The sequence below is a fragment of the Dehalobacter sp. genome (assembly GCF_030063005.1).
Taxonomy (GTDB): Bacteria; Bacillota; Desulfitobacteriia; order Desulfitobacteriales; family Syntrophobotulaceae; genus Dehalobacter; species Dehalobacter restrictus.
The window spans coordinates 1-18,793 of the sequence record NZ_JAPDHR010000004.1 but is presented as its reverse complement, the minus strand read 5'-3'; the positions used below and the strand labels follow the sequence as shown (position 1 = coordinate 18,793).

The window sequence follows — 18,793 nt, the reverse complement described above, 5'->3', positions numbered from 1 at the left end:
TAAAATGAATAAATCACCGATTAACTTGCAGGATGTTTTCTTGAACCAAATCCGTAAGGATAACATACCTGTTACGATCTATTTGGTCAATGGATTCCAGCTTAAAGGATTAGTCAAAGGCTTTGATAATTTCACGGTTGTTCTGGACTACGAAGGCAAACAACAAATGGTATATAAACATGCCATTTCTACCATAATGCCAATGAGACAAGTCAATTTAAATGCCTTAGTCGGGGAAATGACTGAATAATTTCCTGCTGGGGCCATAATTGGACTGGGACCATATAGCTGATAGATATCACTGAGACATAGAAAAGAAAAGAAATGAATAGAACATCGTGTTGTGTACCCTACATAGCACGATGTTTATTTTTCTTATTATTTATATTTTTCCCAAATTAATGATTCACCTTTTTCACGCTTCGCTATATATATATAATGACGTTCTTATGGGGGGTGCTTCTTTTATGTCCATTAAGATAACCTTCAGATCAAATCTTCCGCCGGTACTCCAAACCCAGCCAATGACATCAGAACCTGAGTTGCCGGACTATGCCGGCAGCAGTAACAAAAAGACTGAAGAAATCATTACGGAACTCGATAGTTTAATTGGCTTAGAGTCAGTAAAAAAACTGATTCATGAGTTGTATGCTTTTGTAGAAATCTGCAAACGACGGGAAAAAGAGAAGCTGAATACGGAGCCTTTAGTCTTACATACCGTTTTTAGCGGCAATCCGGGTACAGGAAAAACCACAGTCGCAAGGCTGATCGGAAGATTGTTCAAGGAAATGGGCGTCTTGCCGAAAGGACATATTATTGAATGTGAAAGAGCAGATCTTGTTGGGGAGTATGTCGGACATACAGCCAACAAGACCAGAGAATTGGTTAAAAAGGCGCTCGGCGGGATCCTGTTTATTGATGAAGCCTATTCTCTGGCAAGGGGTGGGGAAAAGGATTTCGGCAAGGAAGCAATTGATGCCTTAGTCAAAGCGATGGAAGACCATAAGGATAACCTCATCCTTATCCTTGCCGGATATAAAGTTGAAATGGATGCATTCATAAAGACAAACCCCGGTTTGCGGTCGCGCTTTCCGCTCCATATCGATTTCCCGGACTACTCTCTAGATGAACTGATGTCTATAGGTGAACAGATGCTGACAGGTAGGCAATATACATTTTCTCCGCAGGCAAAAATTGTGTTCCGAAGAAACCTGCAGAATATGAATGCCATACAGCCTTATTCCGGTAATGCCCGGATGGTGCGCAATTTTGTGGAAAAAGCGATTCGCAGACAGGCCGTCAGACTCTACAGGCAGCCGAATCTGTCCAGGGAAGATTTAATGTGTATCAAAGAAGTGGATATTTCTTGATCGGGGGCATTTACCCTTTTACATATCAACGAGAAGAAGATACAATATGCCTATAACCGCATAAATCCGGAGGAATAAAATGGGAAAGACAAATCAATTAGGATTATCATTTTTAGACCGGTTTTTGACGTTTTGGATCTTTATTGCGATGGCTATTGGCGTTTTTGGAGGTTATCTGTTCCCAAACCTTGCTGTATCGTTGGGTGAGTTCAGCACGGGTACGATTTCCTGGCCGATTGCCATCGGACTCATTGTAATGATGTATCCTCCGCTGGCCAAGGTAAAATATGAAGAGATCGGCAAAGTCGTACAAAATAAAAAAGTCTTCAGCTTTTCGCTGCTTCAGAACTGGATTATCGGACCGGTTTTAATGTTCATACTGGCTATCGTGTTTTTGAGAGATATGCCAGGTTATGCTATTGGTTTGATCATGATCGGTTTAGCCCGCTGTATTGCCATGGTCATTGTCTGGAATACGCTCGCGAAGGGTGATAATGAGTATTGTGCCGCTCTCGTGGCCCTGAACTCCATATTCCAAATACTCTTGTATTCAGTTTATATCTATCTTTTTGTTACTTTAATTCCGAAATGGCTTGGCCTTTCCTGGGGTGGGCAAATCGTGGATGTTTCGATATGGGATGTTGCTAAAAGTGTTCTGATTTACTTGGGGATTCCTTTTGCAGCGGGTTTTATTACTCGTTTTAGATTGATCCGAGTTAAGACAAGAGAATGGTACGAGAATGTATTTATCCCTAAAATTTCACCGTTAGCTTTGATCGCCCTGCTCTATACAATCGTTATTATGTTTATGACCAAAGGGCAGGAGATTGTCACCAATCCAATGGGAGTCGCAAGAATAGCCATTCCCTTATTGATCTATTTTGCAGTCATGTTTTTTGTCAGCTTCTTTATGTCTTACAAAGGCGGCTTTCAATATGACCAGACGGTAACACTGGCTTTTACAGCAGCAAGCAATAACTTTGAACTGGCGATTGCGGTAGCTGTAGCAGTATTTGGCATCGCCTCCGACGTAGCTTTTACAGCCGTTATTGGGCCGTTGGTGGAGGTGCCAGTCATGATTGGCCTAGTGAATTCAGCGCTTGCCTTAAAAAACAAATTTTATGACCAGCAGGGTTGGCCACGTAGGCATAAAGGAGAGCTTTAACCAATGCCGGAAAAGATAAAAGTAGCCTTTAATACATTTGATTTTTCTAAATAAAGTCTTATGTGTCTCTGCCTTGATCGTTAAGTTATATTTTTTCGTATATTGAAAAGTAAGCCAATTCGATGTAGTATTTTAGAAGAACTTTACTTAATGGAGGATAGTTTTTTGTCCGATTTGAATTTATCCGCGAAAATTACAGACGCGCTGTGCTATGCTGAACAGGTTTTGGCAAAACAAACCTGTATCATAAATCCAATCATTGAGAAGAACCATCAACGTGTCCTCAAAGCTTTCCAGGAGGCCAGAGTCTCAGCCTATAATCTGAATGGAACAACCGGCTACGGACTTGGCGATTCCGGGAGAGAAAAACTTGATACGGTGACCGCATCCATCATGGGTACTGAAAAAGCCATCATCAGGCACCAGTTTGTATCGGGTACCCATGCGATTGCATCCGCGCTCTTTGGTGTTCTCCGGCCTGGAGATCATTTTATTTCTGTTACCGGGATGCCGTATGATACGCTTCAGCAGGTGATCGGAATCAAAAACAACATTTCCGGCAGCCTGGCTGACTGGGGAGTGTCCTTTGATATCCTGCCTTTGGATGCTGATAGTCAGATTCAAATGGAAAAACTGGCTGCGATGGTGACTCCGCAAACGAAGCTGTTTATCATCCAGCGTTCCAAGGGTTATGAATGGAGAAATTCTGTTTCAATTGCCCAGATCAGTGAATTTGTTGGCTATGCCAAAACGCGTTTTCCAGAGATCGATATCTTCGTCGATAATTGCTACGGCGAGCTTGTTGAGGATCAGGAACCCGGACATGTGGGGGTAGACCTGCTGGCAGGATCACTAATCAAGAATCTCGGAGGCACGCTGGCCCCGACAGGCGGCTACATCGCCGGCAGAGAAGATTTGGTCACGAAAGCCGCTGCCAGGTTTACCGCACCCGGCATCAATGCCGATGTCGGAGCAACCCTCGATAATCTTCGGCTCATGTACCAGGGATTGTATTTCAGCCCGCTGACGGTCAGTGAAGCGATCAAAGCTGCAGTTTTTTCCTCGGCCTTCTGGTCAAGACTGGGTTTTGAAGTCCATCCAGGTCCGAAGGATCTGCGGACGGATATCATTCAGGCGGTAAAATTGAATTCCAAAGAAAAGATGCTGGCCTTTTGCCAGGGTCTCCAGAAAGGTTCGCCGATCGATTCACATGTTCTGCCGCTGCCTTCGGAGATGCCAGGCTATACGGACGAAGTGATCATGGCTGGAGGAACTTTCATTCAGGGGGCCACGAGCGAATTTTCTGCCGATGGTCCGATCAGAGCCCCTTATGCCATATATATGCAGGGCGCGATTTCTCATATCTATGTGAAAAACGCTAATCTTTCAGCTGCGCAAATGCTTGAACAAAATCATCTGTTATAACGGTCTAAGCTAATAACGCGCCGGAAGCAGGGATAGTCAATATGGTAAGAATAAGACGCGATATGATGAACAATCCGTATAGCCAATTTCTTCAGGAAATCATTGAGATTATCCTGATCGTTTTTGCCTTGTCCTGGCTGCTAAAAACTTATCTGATCGGATTTGCCCATCTTGAAGGAGCGGAAATGATGCCGTCACTTTCGCTGGACAGCCAGGTGCTGGTTGAAAAATATTTTTACCGCAGCATTGACGCTTTGGACAGAGGAGATGTCATTCTCTATTCAGATAACGGTGTAGAAAGCATCAAACGAGTAATCGGCTTACCAGGTGAGAAAGTAGAAATTAAAAACGGTTATACGTATATTAATAGCAAACCAATTTACGAACCTTATGCCAATACACCAAAGACATATACATTTTCAACGGTTGTTGTGCCGGAAGACCATGTTTTTACGTTGAATGACAATCGGGCGAGTAAGAATGATTCCCGTTCATTCGGCAGTGTTCCGGTTCAGAGCATTGAAGGCAAAGCCCTATTCTGCTACTGGCCGCTGAGCAGTGTTCAGATCCTGTTGTAGGGCCATGTCGATCCATCATTTTAGATTGACAAGGTACTATTTTTACTTAACAAGATGTAAGGAACGGAGCATATGAATAAGAATGATTAAGGGTAATTTTACCTGGAATCTTAATTTTACCTGTAATCTATCGTAAAAAAATAACCGGGAATTTAGACACGGTATGAGTTGAAGGGAGTACAATCAAAATGAACAACAAAACGAAAGTGCTTGTTATCTTTGGCGGTCAATCGGGGGAGCATGAAGTTTCGGTCATTTCTGCAGCGTCAGTCATCAAAGCGCTACATGCTGACCGGTATGAGATTCAGACCATCGGGATCACCAAGGAAGGAAGCTGGTATTGGGGGGCAAGACCGGAAGCGTGGAAGGAAGCTAAAGCCGATATCACGAACGGCGCCAAGCAGGTCGCAGTCGTTTTGAGCCCGCAAAAACCTTACTTTCAGGCTATAGACGGAAGCGAACTACCGCATCAGGGCAGATGTGATATTATTTTCCCGGTCATGCATGGCCCTAAAGGGGAAGATGGTACGATTCAGGGGCTTTTCGAAATGGCGGGGTTCCCATATGTTGGTTCAGGTGTGCTGGGTTCTTCTCTCGGAATGGACAAAGACCGGATGAAGGCCGTTTTCAAAGAAGCCGGGCTGCCGATAGTGCCGCACCTTACCTTGCTTCGAAGTGAAATCAATGCTGCTCCCAAAGCAGCGGTGAAACGCATCTCAGACAGCATTGGTTTTCCATGTTTTATCAAACCAGCCAATCTTGGTTCCAGTGTCGGTATTTCCAAAGCTGAAGACGATAAGCAACTGCTGGAAGCTTTGATCTACGCAGCAAAATTTGACCGGAAAATTGTGATCGAAAAAGGTGTGAAGGCAAGGGAAGTTGAATTGAGCGTCCTTGGCAATGAAAGTGCCAAAGCCTCCATCCCCGGTGAAATTAAACCGGCCAAAGATTTTTATGATTATGAAGCTAAATACCTGGATAATAGCTCAGAATTGATTATTCCAGCCATATTGAGCCAGAAATTGATTGAACAGCTTCAGTCCTATGCAGTGACTGCTTTTGAGGCCGTCGGCGCTTCGGGGCTAAGCAGAGTTGATTTCTTCGTTACTGAAGACAAGCAAATCTTTATTAATGAAATCAATACGATGCCTGGCTTTACGCAAATTTCGATGTACCCGAAACTGTGGGAAGCCAGCGGCTTAAGTTACAGCCTGCTTCTTGATGAACTGATCAGACTTGGATTCGAAAAATTCAAGGATGATGCCGATAGAAGACTTTCCTGAACACATCTCCAAAAGTGAGTCTATCCTTAATCAGGTGACCGCAAACAAGAATTTCTTCTTATAATACTTCAAGTCTTACCCGCCAAAAAAGGGCGCAGCAGATAAATATTTCTGCTGCGCCCTCGCTTTCTCCCCCGTATTATGTATCAGTGGATATCTCGGAACAGTCCGATCACTTTGCCGAGAATGGTTACGTGATCGGAATAAATCGGCGCCATATACTGATTCTCCGGCTGGAGCCGGATCTGGTTCTTTTCTTTGTAGAAACGCTTGACTGTGGCTCCGTCTTCCGGGCCGTCTGAGACTAAAGCAACAACAATATCACCGTTACTGGCATTCTGCTGTTGTCTGACCAGAATTAAATCATCGTCAAAAATACCGGCATCGATCATGCTTTCGCCCTGAACCTTGAGCATAAAGACCGTGTCTGATTTTACCATATCATACGGAACAGGGAAGGAATCCTCAATGTTTTCTATGGCTAGGATCGGTTCACCAGCGGCAACATGTCCAACTACTGGAACGTGAACGATTTTTCTGGAATTATATTCGCCGAAGGAATCGAGGACTTCTATGGCCCTTGGCTTCGTAGGGTCTCGTCTGATATATCCTTTTTCTTCGAGAATGTTCAGATGATTATGCACAGTCGAACTTGATGAGAGCCCAACAGCTTCGCCTATTTCACGGACCGAAGGGGGATAACCTTTTAAGGCAATCTCCTTCTTGATAATATCCAAAATCTGCATCTGACGTGAGGACAGATTCGAAGTCATGACATCCCTCCTGATTATTTATTTTGAATCAATATTTGGTCTAGCTAAATCGTAACATAAAAATTGGAAAAAGGCAAACAAATGTTCGTGATTTTTCTTGACACGAACGTTTGTTCGTACTATAATCAAAACATAAATATATGTTTGATCTAATGGAGGTTGATGATCATGATTGCAGTATCCAGATCCTATATGCGTTATAGAAGAAATTCAACTAAAATTGTATTTGTATTGGGACTGTGCCTAACAATTATTGCTGCACTTTTAATATCTCTGGTGATAAATTATCTAACTGCTGAAAATTCCAACCCTACATCATATAAGGCGATCACAATACAACAGGGAGATACGTTGTGGGAACTTGCTGCAGAATCCAACTACAGCAGTGATATCAGTGCACTGGTGGACAAAACCATGCGCTATAATAACCTACGCAGCACGTATATTGAACCAGGACAGGTGATCTATATTCCGGTTCGGTCATAATTTAGAATTTAGTTTATCATTAACGATAACGATCTTTCAATTCTTACGAACTTTAATTATGTCTCTATATTGTCTATATTTTAGTCTATATTTTAATATAACCTCCATATATACAACTATGGAGGTTATTGTTATATGAAACTCATTAAACAATTAAAAAAGACAATATGGCCTGATTCTATCGTATTGATCATTTTTGTGATGATTGCTATCACCGCCATTATTGTCAAGCAAATAGTCATCCATGATGAATCAAAATCAGATGCCTATAACGATCTTTCACATATATCCTCGGAAGTTGTTATTCATTTTCAGAAAGTAAAACTGGATTCATGGAAGGACTATGTAGCTATTATTCATGTTTGCGATCCAACAGCAAATCGCCTCGTTCAGCAGCTGGATAATGGAATTAACTTCAATAATCTTGACTGGTCCGGACTAAATAGCGAAGAATTTAAACAAGTAAAATATTACCATCATTTACTTGATCAGTATCTGTTCTTTACGCCGGGAGAATATCAGTTCCCACTTCAGGAACCTTCGCATTATACAGATACCTATGGTGCCGATAGGGAGGGGGGACAGCGAAAGCATGAAGGTACAGATATTTTTAATCAAAAGGGTACGCTAATATTCAGTGTATGCAATGGTACACTGGAAAGGATTGGATGGAATAGGCTTGGCGGAGAGAGGGTGGGCGTAAGAGGCCAGGACGGAAACTATTATTACTATGCCCATCTGGACACGGTCAATGAAGCATTGGTTGTCGGGAACAGCATTTCCAAAGGAGAACTGATCGGAACAATGGGGAACACAGGTGACGCAATTACAACTCCTGATCATTTGCATTTCGGAATCGAACTGCCGAATGGCAAATGGATCAATCCATATTCCTGGTTAAAAGTTTGGGAATATAACAGTCGCTAAACAGCTAGTCGATCAGCACGCAGCCAACATCGGCAATCGTATTTTGTCCTAATAATAAGGAATACCGTTCGCCACAAACATTGCTGACGACGATGTATATGTAAAGCTACACCATGTGTCTTATAAAATCCATATTAGTCCGATAATAAATATTATGTAAAGTTAAAGCATAGACTCTCAGGTATTTATTTTGCAGACTTACGTACTGAATTTCCTAAATTGAACTCAATATTAACATGTTTTTTTAAACGACTCATAATTGTATTTCTATTAACATTGAATTCTTTTGCCAAATCACGACTTGAAGCACCATCCAAATACCTTTTAACCAAATAGTTTTCATCTAAACTGATCTGAGGTCTAGCCATTCGTAAACACCACCTTAGAAAGTATACTACTAAGAGCTATACCTTAAATCTACAGGTAATATTTACTATAGGACAAATTAAATATAATTTATTTTTAACCTCATGTCAAGAACAAATTTTGATTTAATTTAACCAATAAAATAGAATTATAAATTAAAAACGCTTTTGATGGTCATAACAAAACACCTTACCACCAAAACGCCGTCTATTTACAAAACAGTAAGATTTAATTTTATGAGATACTTTCGCACTACAAACTGAACAAACATTTGGCATATCAATAAAAATCTGATAATCCTGCCTATTCTCAATATTTGCCAAGCTTAAAATTTCACAAATCCGTTTAATCTGTAATTCATTTAAAACTAAAATATTTCTCGAAATATATTTGATTTTTCTTTCAATGAAATCTGACAAATCAGTATCAAATATAACAAGCTCATTTAACGCTATGTTTTTTAATTCAGAATCTACAAACAAACAGCATCTTCTAGTAAAAGTAACAATAGAATAATAACTTAAATTCGCATAATCTTTCAAAAGTAATTTTAAAGCCTGTATATGACCAAAGTTTTGCCATAATGGATTATAAAACTTATATTCCTTATTATAACCAACACAGTTCCATTTTTCATTATTCTTAACACCATAAATATTTCCAAAATAATTCTTTGTTTCAATGACAAAAATACCATACGGACTTACTAGAACATGATCTATTTGAGAATAACCGGATAAAGATTTTTGATTTAAAACAAGTAAGTCATTAAAAACTTTATAACCAAGATTGTCTAATTGAAGTTGAATCTTATATTCAGCCAATTCTCCTTTTCTTAAAGATTTACGTCTGTTTTCAATATAAATAGAATTACTACCTAATAATTCATTACCAAAAACTTGAATAGATTTATTACCTAGTGATTTTTTTCCTGAGGGTTTAATCTTTCGAAAATTCAATTTCAATAATTTTTTAAGAAAATTAAATAACATATTTCTCCAAGAAACATCCTTTTATAATAATTACTAGAACTAATTATTATAACTGTATTATAAGTATTCCTTATAAGCTTTACAAGTTTAGTAGCAAGCATTGTTTTCGGGTCAAGGCGTTTCCCGGGCCCGGGTCCCCCCGTCTCCCCAAACCCGGGAAACCAATCCGGGTATTCCTAATCCTGCGGGGGGATCTCTGGGAGTCAGATGAACAAGGTGACTATTTTTGTATGTCTTGCTTTGAAGCTGAAAGGCTGGTACGATTTCACCGCACCAGCCTTTCAAATTTTGAGCATTCCATAATATGTAATTCTATAAAGTATGCCATTATTCAGACCTCATATACACCATTAGCTTATTTTCCTCTCTATATCCTCAATACGTTTTACTAGTCTAACCTCAAGCCTTTCAAGCTCTTCAAAAACCCACTTATTAACAGTACGTTCAAGCGAGTCAACAGACTTTTTTATGGACCTAATATCTTTACTATGTTCGTTTAAAATCTCAGTATGCTTTTTTAGCTCCATCAAAATTTCTTCCAAAATTTCATTACCAGCCATTTCTATCACTCCTCTACATCATTATATCACAGAAAATAAAATACAACTAAAAAAAAATCTTTGTAATACGAAACCTGGGAGAAATCCAGCCGATCAGAGCCGAATGCAGCCATATCATGTATTACATTTTTCTAAATAAGTATCAACCGATTTCACAACAGAATTAAACGAATGCTGAAAATCATCAATACTATTCTTAATTCCAGATAGATTAATAACAGCCTGTTTTAATTCTTCTAGATACATTTGTTTAGAAGCAATCTGCCATTCCAATAGATTTATCTGTTTATCAAGTTCCTCCTCTTTTTTCATGAAATACCTACAAAGATTATGAAACTTATCCGAAAAATTCTCACCGTGATAAGCTTCTATATACAGTTCAACTTCTTCATCAAACCGCATTGTTTTTGGTTGTCCTTTAGCCATTCAAAAACCTCCTAAAATGCTTCTTTTACTAATTACTAAATCCGTTCATTTTATTAGCTTGAAAAACTGCATCATGAAAACAACAAAATTCATAGACGTGCTGCCAATTTCCTATTGAATCATAAAAACCAATTGCATAACGTTTCTCATCATATTGTCTAACATAGTACATCGATGCTTGAACTCGTTTATTATTCAAATCTATTTGCATAAATACCTCCCCGCAAAAATAACTTTTAAATACTCTATGTGTAATACACATATTTTAAACCGCAGCGTACTATCTATTGATATTGTATTACATATAGAATATAATGTCAATAAAAAATGTAATACGATTTTCGCTGCAGCAACTCACCAGGTAACGTGTTTTTGTATTACGTATAAAAAGTAATAGGTCACATCTTAAAAGATAATGACCTATTACAACTAATTTTAAATAACACCTTCCATAAAACTCTGTAAGTTTTCTGGGACTGACACCGGGATAACCAATTCATTTGTATCATAGTATTTAAAGAATTCTGTGTAAGAAGCTGGAATCAACCGAGACTTCACAAAAGAATCATCCACAGCGTGAAAAATATCCCAGGCTACCCTTTTATTTTGCCTATGAACGTAAATATGATACGTAAGCATTAATCTCACTCTTACGTCCACCATGTTATATGCTGGCGTAGTCAGAATCAAAACAGACTTTAATTTCCGAAGATATGAAAAGAACTGTGTCAGCCTTATGTTAGATTTACTTCCAGAAAGCCGAGAATCAAGCAAGGACTGCGTTTCATCCAAAAGTACTATAGAACCCCCTTGATCACGATACGGAACAATCTGGCGCCAGCTATCCTCATTTTCAAGTGGAATAAAATTCGGGTGCTTCAATGTTATATTTGAGAATATAGGAACTTTGTAACCTGTTGAACGTGTACATAATTCAGATGCAGAGACAGCACAGGAAACGGCTGAGACAGACTTTCCAGAGCCTAATTGACCGGAAAAAAGTATTGATGTTATCATCTACGAACCGCCCCATTTTCCGAGTTGTTAAATGCCCTGCTTAATGGAATTTTACCTGTGACTTTATCCGCCAGGGTGAACTTCTCAAGAGCAGACAAGAATAATTCTGGATTCATACAATAATTTACGCCATTCAAAAGACTATTTTTTAATGCTCGAACTGTCATACTATCAGGGCATAATGATTCAGCATAAGCAATCGCCCTGATCTGCTTCATGTGAAGCGGAAAACCATGACGTTCAAGAGCAGCTACTACACTTCCAAAATCTGTATTGGCATTTTCTTCTTCGTTAAATAGTTTTCCAAATACATCCTGTAAATTTTCCATGATCATACACCCCCCCTATCGAATAATTAATGCTACAAGAGCAACTAAACCGCATACAACGATAGGAATGTAATCCGGTAACCTTTTCTCCACAGGACTTTCAAACAGTCCTTTTATAACCTGAGATTCACGAATTGACTTTATTTCTTGTGCTTCGACTACACCCAACCTTGACAGATTGACCAGTAAAAACCGCTCACCACTAGAACTAAATTTTTCAGTACAGACAGCAATGGGAAAAGCCATGTCACCACAATCAATTAAACCATCCCTTTCCTCTAATATTGGATAAATTTCTACTCTCTCAGTACCTTCAATTTGAGCAATTACGGAACCATGATTAATCTGTTTTTTCTTTAATCCAAACACTTTCAAACCTCCATATATTTTTAAATCATAGCTAAATGTAATACAGAAACGAGTAGCAGCACGAACCGGCCGAGCTGATCCACACCAAGATATGTATTACATTACCACCATTTCACACCCTGTTTTAACTGCAAATATAAAGAATATCCTGTTTTCGCAACCATAAACACGGAGATACAGACAAAGCACAGTACAAGGCTTTTTATAAGAAACACCCATGAAGAGCCTAAACCAACGAAATGACCTAAGTAATTATTAATATTCAAACCACTGGCGAGATTAAAATGAACATTACTTAAACTATTCAATACTGTTTGCAACATGGTTGTTACTGGCACAAATATCGTATCAGCAAGAGCATGCATCTTTACGTCCTCCTTGCTATTTTCATGATGGTCATGACAAAAGCTATCCAGATCATGACCGTTAATAATCCCGCTATGACATTTCCACCGACACCATTCAAAGCAGTGAAAACCATTGTTACTCCTGGGGTGAATGAACTATCATACATCACGCCAGTGCCTGACCATGTAAGAAAACTGAATATCAAGTTAAAGAATGAACCAACCAAACTAAACGGAATAGCAAATATTTTAAGAATGACCTGCAAGGCTAAGACCACCACAAACAAAAGCTGACCAATAAAATAAAGTAAACCACTAAAAAAGGTTATAATTGGACTGAATAACGTCTGTATTGTGTTACCAAGCCATGAAAAGAGATTTCCTATAAACTGTCCCAACCCATGAATAAGGTTAGAAAAAAACGTTGTGATACTATCAAATAAACCGCCGAATGTATCCCGGAGAAAATTTACAAGGCTTGTAATTAATGATAAAAGAAAATCACCCATAACCCACCTACCTATACCGGAATAAGTCAATCAGACCACATGCAACAGCTAACGAAAGACCTACAGAAATAATCAAGACCATTGACGATGAACACGATGAAATTATTGATTGCAATACATTTAATGCTTCTGACACTTTTCCCCCTCCTACCGTCGATTTATACGACCTGTTTTGGTATTTGAACGTTTACGACCACTGGAATTCGATGTAAGACCAAATGAATATTTATCGGCAGTATGTTTCGATGATGAATTAAATGAACGACCAGAAACTAAACCTTTTAACCCATCAAATAAAGAGCGTAAACCGTCTAATTCTTCGACAGCTTCTCCCCTTCTCAAATCGACCAGCTTATGAGCAATGAAAACAGCCACAAACAAACCAATAATAAGAAAAAGTATCGGCGAAATTCTCATTAAAATAGTTGTTACGCCTACAAGTATTGATTGACCATCAAAACCAATGTCAAAGCCATTAAACAAAGTAGAGCTATTTCCAGCATAAGGCACTACCTATACCCCCCTTTTTTACCTAATGAGATCATGTGTCGGGATAATATGAAAGCAACCAATAACGCAAGTGACAATGCAACCACAGGCCATATAGATTTAAAGAATGCACCAACACCCTGAACAATATCAGAAGAAGTTATACCCAAATCAATCTCGATCGGAGCAGATGCACCTTCTTCTAGCGTTGTGAATGTTACATTAACTATTTCTGACTGAAGATCATCATATAAAGCACAAACACCATAGGTATATGATGTTAAAAACTGAAGATTGGATAAGCTATATGACGTAGCTGTTTGTCCTAAAGTTTGTATCAAATTCCCATTTATATCAAAGACTTTATACCCTGTTGCTTCAGGTATATAAGTCCATGTGATTTTTGCTGTATCTCCACCAATCCCAGTAACACTCAAAACTGGCATTACAAGATTAGGAGTGCATTCTACCGTTACCGGAACAGACTTACTCCCCTCACCATCAAGGCCGACAGAAGAAACCTGTATGCTATATGTTCCATAATCAGGAGCATTAAATATATATTGATTCGTGGAAACATTACCAACTGCAACGTTATCAACATAGACAACATAACCAGTTACATCTTCTATTACATCCCATGTTATTGTTACAGTTTTAAAACTTGAAACCGCTTGAACATTCACAGGGACAGAACCGATTACATTTTCAACCGTGACATTACAAGAACCAGCAATTCCCTCACCATCACTATTTACTGCTCTGACACTGAAAGAATACGAACCTACAGCCAAATCTATAACATTGTAATTTGTCCCACTCGTTGAACCTAAATAATTTCCACCCTGATAAACTTTGTAACTTGTTACACCCTCAGAACTTACATTTGCATTCCATGAAAGCGTTACATTATGACCTGAAACAGTACCAATCAAGCCAGTAACAACCGAAGGAGTAACAGCGGATACAGTTTTCGTTACAGATGTCTGTAACCCCTCACCAGTGGAATTAACTGCCGAAACAGCAAAAGTATGTGAACCTGTTGCCAAAGCTGAGAAATTAACCTGCTGCACACTCAAATAAGTACCATACAAATTAGAATCTAAATATACTTTATATGATGTTACGTTTTCACCTGAAACATTTGCATTCCATGTCAAAGAAGCACTATGACCAGTTACAGTACACGAAACCCCGGACGGAGCAGAAGGAACAACAGAAACACCAGTTACAGCAACAGTAAAATATCCTAATGAAACGGATGAATTATTAAACCACTCTACTTTATAAGAATTACCTGATACAAATGTTGATTTAGGAATATCATACAAACCATTATTTCCACTCACATAAACAAAATTCCCACTGGTATATACTAACGAACCTGAACCTGTATTTGTTACTTTAAAATAATAATAACTACCCGAAGCAGAACCAGGATCATTAAACAAATAACTTGTCGAAGTTGGAATACAAAAATACCAAGTAGAACTATGTTCAATTATCGCAGGCTGATTAGTACCAGTTGCACCATTATTACGTGTCATAGAACTGCAATCAAATTGCAATGTTCCGACAGTAGTTACTACAGCATAAACAGGAAATGAACTGAACATAGTTATTAATACAGCAAAAAATAACACTGAACATTTTTTTCTCATAATTTCCTCCTTAATCGGGTGTTAATTCTTCATCTGGTGACATTTGAAAATCAGGGGTATTATTATTTCCGTTCACTCCCGGAATGCTATCCGGTATCATTTGATTATCTGCTGATATTTGATTATCCGGAGATAAAATATTATCCCTTACCATTTCAGTATCTTGAATATTGTTTATCAAATCGTAACTTAAATCAGGCATATTTTCATTTGAATGTGACATTTGAGAATCAGGAGTATTTTCAGTTGAAGGTAATCCGAATATATCTTTCAAAGTATCTGCCATTGAGCTAAAAACTGGCAATGTCCCCGGTGAAGGTATTTGCATATCTGTATCAGGAGATAAAACCGGAATACCGACGCTTACACCCTGACTATTATCCGTAGGTGCTGAAATATTTCCCGGAACTGAACCAAAACTAGGAATTGCCGGGACATTAAAAGAAGGACTTGTAAATGTTGGTACTGGTGGATATTCAGGAGCCGACATATCAGGAACTTCAAAAATCATATCTCCAAATGATGTATCTGCATTTTCCATATATACATAGCTCATCCATTGGTTTGATAAATCAGGTTCACTGAGTGTAATCATCTCTAATTTTACACCTTGTATCCTATAACCGTATTCTGAAGTAAACGTAAAAGTTTGTTCACCTGAACTTGAATCAATCGATGAACCATGACCGAAATAACGCCATTCACCAAAAGCTGAATAATTATAGTACTCAAAAAACCAACAAGAACCATTATAATTTTTCCATTTTACTGTTACTGAATCTATTCCGTCACTTGATGTAAAGCCACCACCAACAAATGCACCTGTCTCCGATACCTGAAGATACCTATTCGCATAACACGGAGGGTAATAAGACGTTGCCATAGCAGAAGAAACACCCATTGTTAATACTAAAATCAATGCTATCACTACAATTAATATTTTCTTGTTTCTACTTCTCAAAATCATTCGCCCCTTTCAGATGTAATACACAACTATGCTGCAGCTGGATCCGATCAGCGTCATGCGTCCCTGATTTTGTATTACATTCATTACTTTTTATTCCCTAAAATGGGACAGGGGAAGCATTTGTCCTGCCTCCCCCGCTTTGAGAAAAAATGGATTAGTGTGCAGATTTGCCAAGACGGATAAGTCTTTTGCCAAGACCGAATCCGACAGGGATGGCAATGGCCAGAGCGATCAAAGGCCAGAACTGAGCTACAAATAGCTGGGCACCTGCGAATACATCGGAAATTTCAACGCCCAAATCCATTGTTAAACCTGTGAAAACACCAGTCATAATTAAAATACCTCCTCTGTTTTTTTTTATGTGAAGGGACTTATACCCTTATCACCTGTGCATGGAAAGCAATCCACGTAATATGAAAAATCCTAAGACTATACCGAGAAACAATGCGACAATTGGAGCAATACCGGAGAACAAAGCAACAAAACCAGCTTTCAATTCTGTCAGATTTATCGGTATGTTAAATGCAGACCAATCCATTTAAAACCCCTCCCCGGTTATTCATGTCGCAAGACTCGTATTAAACCACCGAGCAAAAACAATCCGACTACAACGCCAACAAAAACACCGACAACAGGCAAACCCGAATACAGAATGTTATAGGCATACTGCATCATTTGAGACACTGGGAAAGTGAATGTCATTGTCATACCCTCCTTATCAATGAAATTATTCCTAGTAGGATAACTAAGAAACCAACTAGACCAAATGTTATATTAAACAAGTTTGGTAAAGACATTACCATTCTTGCACATTCCCCAAAATCATTAATAATCTGCATATCTATCAAAACCTTCGCCACCTTCCACGAAGAAAATACAAAGGCATTGGAAGCCAGCTAAACACGATCAAGACCACAAAGGGGATGAGTAAATTTCCAAATCTATGAAATAAATCGTTTAACGATAGAATTGTCAACTCACTCACCCCCTTGTTTTAATGTCTTATTCCGCTGTAGATTAAATTAAAAACCAGAAGTATCGAAACAATTATCAGCAATGATCCTGTAAGTATATCGCCGAATGTAATTGACTTGATCACGGCGAATTGACCTCCTGAAGCTGTATTTATCACGTTTGCATATTGATCGATCGTTTTGATAACTTCATTTGTAATATTCACATCAGTAGGCATGTTTTAATTTCCTCCAGCTAATCCACTAAAAACATTACGCCGTTTGAATTGCCATAAACTACACCATCATATTTTTGTTCGGTACCCATTTCTGGAACTTTTCGACCATCATTCGGCATTTTCACCAGCGCCATTCCGGCACGAGTTCCTTTGTTCTGTAACAATGTGATTTGAACACTTTTCTTTCCTTGGTATTCGGTTTCTTGAACCCCTACTACTTTTCCGCTAACGCTTCCGAACGTTGCTACACTTGCCATAATTTCAACACTCTCCTAATCCATTTTTTTTATTAAAAGTAAGTTTACCTTACTGACGGAATCATAATCTCCGACTAAATCCTAAAATCACACAACCATCATTTAGAATTCTGGAATCCTCAACGACAGATGAAATGATTTTATATAAAGAGCGACCTGTGTACTTAAAACTCATATTCTTTTCTTGATAGAGAATATAGTCTCCGATCAGGTAACCAGTATTTTTATCCCTAATATCATAATTATGGTTACCATTTAAAAATTGCTGAAACTTAAAATCAGGAACACTCAAAACATGAATTTTTGATTTTACAGTCTTTAATACTGATGGATTCAACATTTCTTCACCCCGTTTGTATTAATATTGAACGACCGAATTTTATATCGCCCTGATAATCGAACTGAAATACTTTGTCGAAAATTACTTTTGTTGCTTTATCTTTGATTTGCTTTTCAAGATTTTTTAAATAATTCTGCAATGCATGGTATTCCTGAACCATTTGCACATAGAATTTTTTTACTGAACGAGACATTTTGTAATTACGATCTAGATTTGTACTACAAAGATATGACTTTGCATTAAATCCTTTTTTAGTTACAAAAGGGTTTTTCATAGATTTACCAACGTATTCAAGAACATAATTTATTGCTTTGAGGCCGTCTATCTTTTCAAGATTAACTGTACCTTTACCTTTGATAAGTTCTTGCCAGATTGCAATCGCTTCTTTCCAAGGGATAAACCGATTGTATAAAATATGATAATGTACTGCTCCCCTACTTTGCCTTTCTCGTGTTCCTATGTATTTAAAATCGGGGTATTTAGACCTGAGGTTAAAAACAAATTTTTTAAAAAGCTTGTCCAGCTTCTCAAAATCTGATATATTCTCTTGTGTAGTAAGCGTCATTAAACGAGACATTTTGTTATGTAACGCAATTCTTCGAAGTGTTTTCTTTGCTCTTGAAATGGCTATTCCTCTGTCCCTTTTTGTAACTTCATCTGCTTTCTTCCCTACCCTACCGGATGAACGCTTGTAAACTCCTTCTGAATTCCAATAATCTACATCATCATATATTACATACTCTTTAAATTTTCCAAAATCATATTCATGAACAGTAGAACATTCCAAGAGCATTGTTTCTCGCATTTATTACCTCTAATATTTTTAACCTGAGGTTATTAATAAATATTATGTAAAGTTAAAGCATAGACTCTCAGGTATTTATTTTGCAGACTTACGTACTGAATTTCCTAAATTGAACTCAATATTAACATGTTTTTTTAAACGACTCATAATTGTATTTCTA

27 protein-coding genes are annotated in these 18,793 nt (G+C 38.3%); 8 read left to right on the top strand and 19 right to left on the bottom strand.

The window, feature by feature from the left end:
* The first annotated feature begins 4 nt into the window (after positions 1 to 4).
* The 6 genes from hfq to OKX56_RS01435 all read left to right on the top strand — a co-directional run bounded on the left by hfq (position 5) and on the right by OKX56_RS01435 (position 5,821).
* On the top strand, positions 5 to 250 hold the full coding sequence (hfq, locus tag OKX56_RS01460) for an RNA chaperone Hfq (RefSeq protein WP_015045117.1): 246 nt from the start codon (positions 5 to 7) through the stop codon (positions 248 to 250).
* A 217-nt stretch (positions 251 to 467) separates the two neighbouring features.
* On the top strand, positions 468 to 1,370 hold the full coding sequence (locus OKX56_RS01455) for an AAA family ATPase (RefSeq protein ID WP_019225371.1): 903 nt from the start codon (positions 468 to 470) through the stop codon (positions 1,368 to 1,370).
* A gap of 79 nt (positions 1,371 to 1,449) precedes the next feature.
* Positions 1,450 to 2,535: an ACR3 family arsenite efflux transporter gene (gene arsB / locus OKX56_RS01450; RefSeq protein WP_019225372.1), complete on the top strand. Its 1,086-nt coding sequence runs from the start codon at positions 1,450 to 1,452 to the stop codon at positions 2,533 to 2,535.
* Between the two features lie 150 nt (positions 2,536 to 2,685).
* On the top strand, positions 2,686 to 3,960 hold the full coding sequence (locus OKX56_RS01445; protein WP_019225373.1) for a methionine gamma-lyase family protein: 1,275 nt from the start codon (positions 2,686 to 2,688) through the stop codon (positions 3,958 to 3,960).
* Between the two features lie 41 nt (positions 3,961 to 4,001).
* Complete coding sequence (lepB, locus tag OKX56_RS01440) at positions 4,002 to 4,538, top strand: signal peptidase I (protein ID WP_019225374.1); 537 nt, start codon at positions 4,002 to 4,004, stop codon at positions 4,536 to 4,538.
* A gap of 188 nt (positions 4,539 to 4,726) precedes the next feature.
* The gene (locus tag OKX56_RS01435; protein WP_019225375.1) at positions 4,727 to 5,821 is read left to right on the top strand and encodes a D-alanine--D-alanine ligase family protein; all 1,095 of its coding nucleotides are present in this window, start codon (positions 4,727 to 4,729) and stop codon (positions 5,819 to 5,821) included.
* Positions 5,822 to 5,967: 146 nt separating this feature from the next.
* Here the strand turns inward: OKX56_RS01435 and lexA are convergent, their stop codons facing one another.
* A complete protein-coding gene (gene lexA / locus OKX56_RS01430; protein ID WP_019225376.1) occupies positions 5,968 to 6,594 on the bottom strand; it encodes a transcriptional repressor LexA in 627 nt (208 codons plus the stop codon).
* 168 nt (positions 6,595 to 6,762) lie between these two features.
* On the opposite strand from lexA, the gene yneA reads away from it, so the two are divergent.
* Entirely contained in the window at positions 6,763 to 7,080 is a 318-nt protein-coding gene (gene yneA, locus OKX56_RS01425) for a cell division suppressor protein YneA (protein WP_019225377.1), read from the top strand.
* A 135-nt stretch (positions 7,081 to 7,215) separates the two neighbouring features.
* Positions 7,216 to 8,007, top strand: coding sequence for a M23 family metallopeptidase (locus tag OKX56_RS01420; protein WP_019225378.1), 792 nt, complete (start codon positions 7,216 to 7,218; stop codon positions 8,005 to 8,007).
* A 185-nt stretch (positions 8,008 to 8,192) separates the two neighbouring features.
* Here OKX56_RS01420 and OKX56_RS01415 read toward each other — a convergent pair whose 3' ends face one another.
* From OKX56_RS01415 to OKX56_RS01330, 18 genes are all read right to left on the bottom strand, one after another.
* Complete coding sequence (locus OKX56_RS01415) at positions 8,193 to 8,375, bottom strand: hypothetical protein (RefSeq protein ID WP_019225379.1); 183 nt, start codon at positions 8,373 to 8,375, stop codon at positions 8,193 to 8,195.
* 153 nt (positions 8,376 to 8,528) lie between these two features.
* Positions 8,529 to 9,365, bottom strand: coding sequence for a nuclease-related domain-containing protein (locus OKX56_RS01410; protein WP_019225380.1), 837 nt, complete (start codon positions 9,363 to 9,365; stop codon positions 8,529 to 8,531).
* A gap of 350 nt (positions 9,366 to 9,715) precedes the next feature.
* A complete protein-coding gene (locus OKX56_RS01405; protein ID WP_019225381.1) occupies positions 9,716 to 9,925 on the bottom strand; it encodes a hypothetical protein in 210 nt (69 codons plus the stop codon).
* Positions 9,926 to 10,039: 114 nt separating this feature from the next.
* Entirely contained in the window at positions 10,040 to 10,351 is a 312-nt protein-coding gene (locus OKX56_RS01400; protein WP_019225382.1) for a hypothetical protein, read from the bottom strand.
* Between the two features lie 435 nt (positions 10,352 to 10,786).
* Entirely contained in the window at positions 10,787 to 11,368 is a 582-nt protein-coding gene (locus OKX56_RS01395) for a zonular occludens toxin domain-containing protein (protein WP_019225384.1), read from the bottom strand.
* Positions 11,365 to 11,697, bottom strand: coding sequence for a hypothetical protein (locus OKX56_RS01390; RefSeq protein ID WP_156804681.1), 333 nt, complete (start codon positions 11,695 to 11,697; stop codon positions 11,365 to 11,367). The genes OKX56_RS01395 and OKX56_RS01390 overlap by 4 nt, the downstream gene beginning before the upstream one ends.
* A 15-nt stretch (positions 11,698 to 11,712) precedes the next feature.
* A complete protein-coding gene (locus tag OKX56_RS01385; RefSeq protein ID WP_019225386.1) occupies positions 11,713 to 12,066 on the bottom strand; it encodes a hypothetical protein in 354 nt (117 codons plus the stop codon).
* A 101-nt stretch (positions 12,067 to 12,167) separates the two neighbouring features.
* Complete coding sequence (locus tag OKX56_RS01380; protein WP_019225387.1) at positions 12,168 to 12,431, bottom strand: hypothetical protein; 264 nt, start codon at positions 12,429 to 12,431, stop codon at positions 12,168 to 12,170.
* A 2-nt stretch (positions 12,432 to 12,433) separates the two neighbouring features.
* Positions 12,434 to 12,922, bottom strand: a complete 489-nt coding sequence (locus tag OKX56_RS01375; RefSeq protein WP_019225388.1) for a hypothetical protein — start codon at positions 12,920 to 12,922, stop codon at positions 12,434 to 12,436.
* A 147-nt stretch (positions 12,923 to 13,069) separates the two neighbouring features.
* On the bottom strand, positions 13,070 to 13,432 hold the full coding sequence (locus OKX56_RS01370; protein WP_019225389.1) for a hypothetical protein: 363 nt from the start codon (positions 13,430 to 13,432) through the stop codon (positions 13,070 to 13,072).
* On the bottom strand, positions 13,432 to 15,072 hold the full coding sequence (locus OKX56_RS01365) for a fibronectin type III domain-containing protein (protein ID WP_287895398.1): 1,641 nt from the start codon (positions 15,070 to 15,072) through the stop codon (positions 13,432 to 13,434). Before OKX56_RS01365 ends, OKX56_RS01370 begins: the two co-directional genes overlap by 1 nt.
* Before the next feature lie 10 nt (positions 15,073 to 15,082).
* Positions 15,083 to 16,033 carry a hypothetical protein gene (locus tag OKX56_RS01360; RefSeq protein WP_287895397.1) on the bottom strand — a complete coding sequence of 317 codons (951 nt, stop codon included), beginning with the start codon at positions 16,031 to 16,033 and terminating at the stop codon, positions 15,083 to 15,085.
* A 160-nt stretch (positions 16,034 to 16,193) separates the two neighbouring features.
* Positions 16,194 to 16,370: a hypothetical protein gene (locus tag OKX56_RS01355; protein WP_287895395.1), complete on the bottom strand. Its 177-nt coding sequence runs from the start codon at positions 16,368 to 16,370 to the stop codon at positions 16,194 to 16,196.
* A 51-nt stretch (positions 16,371 to 16,421) separates the two neighbouring features.
* Entirely contained in the window at positions 16,422 to 16,577 is a 156-nt protein-coding gene (locus OKX56_RS01350; protein ID WP_287895394.1) for a hypothetical protein, read from the bottom strand.
* Positions 16,578 to 16,594: 17 nt separating this feature from the next.
* On the bottom strand, positions 16,595 to 16,741 hold the full coding sequence (locus OKX56_RS01345) for a hypothetical protein (RefSeq protein WP_287895393.1): 147 nt from the start codon (positions 16,739 to 16,741) through the stop codon (positions 16,595 to 16,597).
* Between the two features lie 507 nt (positions 16,742 to 17,248).
* Positions 17,249 to 17,488 carry a hypothetical protein gene (locus tag OKX56_RS01340; protein WP_287895392.1) on the bottom strand — a complete coding sequence of 80 codons (240 nt, stop codon included), beginning with the start codon at positions 17,486 to 17,488 and terminating at the stop codon, positions 17,249 to 17,251.
* A 61-nt stretch (positions 17,489 to 17,549) separates the two neighbouring features.
* Positions 17,550 to 17,828, bottom strand: a complete 279-nt coding sequence (locus tag OKX56_RS01335) for a DUF3850 domain-containing protein (RefSeq protein WP_287895390.1) — start codon at positions 17,826 to 17,828, stop codon at positions 17,550 to 17,552.
* A gap of 4 nt (positions 17,829 to 17,832) precedes the next feature.
* The gene (locus OKX56_RS01330; protein WP_287895388.1) at positions 17,833 to 18,633 is read right to left on the bottom strand and encodes a rolling circle replication-associated protein; all 801 of its coding nucleotides are present in this window, start codon (positions 18,631 to 18,633) and stop codon (positions 17,833 to 17,835) included.
* Positions 18,634 to 18,793: the final 160 nt, after the last annotated feature.

Excerpts from the sequence above, each read along its gene's own strand:
- hfq (WP_015045117.1), top strand. The coding sequence starts at position 5 with ATGAATAAATCACCGATTAACTTGCAGGATGTTTTCTTGAACCAAATC.
- OKX56_RS01455 (WP_019225371.1), top strand. The coding sequence starts at position 468 with ATGTCCATTAAGATAACCTTCAGATCAAATCTTCCGCCGGTACTCCAA.
- arsB (WP_019225372.1), top strand. The coding sequence starts at position 1,450 with ATGGGAAAGACAAATCAATTAGGATTATCATTTTTAGACCGGTTTTTG.
- OKX56_RS01445 (WP_019225373.1), top strand. The coding sequence starts at position 2,686 with ATGGAGGATAGTTTTTTGTCCGATTTGAATTTATCCGCGAAAATTACA.
- lepB (WP_019225374.1), top strand. The coding sequence starts at position 4,002 with ATGGTAAGAATAAGACGCGATATGATGAACAATCCGTATAGCCAATTT.
- OKX56_RS01435 (WP_019225375.1), top strand. The coding sequence starts at position 4,727 with ATGAACAACAAAACGAAAGTGCTTGTTATCTTTGGCGGTCAATCGGGG.
- lexA (WP_019225376.1), bottom strand. The coding sequence starts at position 6,594 with ATGACTTCGAATCTGTCCTCACGTCAGATGCAGATTTTGGATATTATC.
- yneA (WP_019225377.1), top strand. The coding sequence starts at position 6,763 with ATGATTGCAGTATCCAGATCCTATATGCGTTATAGAAGAAATTCAACT.
- OKX56_RS01420 (WP_019225378.1), top strand. The coding sequence starts at position 7,216 with ATGAAACTCATTAAACAATTAAAAAAGACAATATGGCCTGATTCTATC.
- OKX56_RS01415 (WP_019225379.1), bottom strand. The coding sequence starts at position 8,375 with ATGGCTAGACCTCAGATCAGTTTAGATGAAAACTATTTGGTTAAAAGG.
- OKX56_RS01410 (WP_019225380.1), bottom strand. The coding sequence starts at position 9,365 with ATGTTATTTAATTTTCTTAAAAAATTATTGAAATTGAATTTTCGAAAG.
- OKX56_RS01405 (WP_019225381.1), bottom strand. The coding sequence starts at position 9,925 with ATGGCTGGTAATGAAATTTTGGAAGAAATTTTGATGGAGCTAAAAAAG.
- OKX56_RS01400 (WP_019225382.1), bottom strand. The coding sequence starts at position 10,351 with ATGGCTAAAGGACAACCAAAAACAATGCGGTTTGATGAAGAAGTTGAA.
- OKX56_RS01395 (WP_019225384.1), bottom strand. The coding sequence starts at position 11,368 with ATGATAACATCAATACTTTTTTCCGGTCAATTAGGCTCTGGAAAGTCT.
- OKX56_RS01390 (WP_156804681.1), bottom strand. The coding sequence starts at position 11,697 with ATGGAAAATTTACAGGATGTATTTGGAAAACTATTTAACGAAGAAGAA.
- OKX56_RS01380 (WP_019225387.1), bottom strand. The coding sequence starts at position 12,431 with ATGCATGCTCTTGCTGATACGATATTTGTGCCAGTAACAACCATGTTG.
- OKX56_RS01375 (WP_019225388.1), bottom strand. The coding sequence starts at position 12,922 with ATGGGTGATTTTCTTTTATCATTAATTACAAGCCTTGTAAATTTTCTC.
- OKX56_RS01365 (WP_287895398.1), bottom strand. The coding sequence starts at position 15,072 with ATGAGAAAAAAATGTTCAGTGTTATTTTTTGCTGTATTAATAACTATG.
- OKX56_RS01355 (WP_287895395.1), bottom strand. The coding sequence starts at position 16,370 with ATGACTGGTGTTTTCACAGGTTTAACAATGGATTTGGGCGTTGAAATT.
- OKX56_RS01350 (WP_287895394.1), bottom strand. The coding sequence starts at position 16,577 with ATGGATTGGTCTGCATTTAACATACCGATAAATCTGACAGAATTGAAA.
- OKX56_RS01345 (WP_287895393.1), bottom strand. The coding sequence starts at position 16,741 with ATGACATTCACTTTCCCAGTGTCTCAAATGATGCAGTATGCCTATAAC.
- OKX56_RS01340 (WP_287895392.1), bottom strand. The coding sequence starts at position 17,488 with ATGGCAAGTGTAGCAACGTTCGGAAGCGTTAGCGGAAAAGTAGTAGGG.
- OKX56_RS01335 (WP_287895390.1), bottom strand. The coding sequence starts at position 17,828 with ATGTTGAATCCATCAGTATTAAAGACTGTAAAATCAAAAATTCATGTT.
- OKX56_RS01330 (WP_287895388.1), bottom strand. The coding sequence starts at position 18,633 with ATGCGAGAAACAATGCTCTTGGAATGTTCTACTGTTCATGAATATGAT.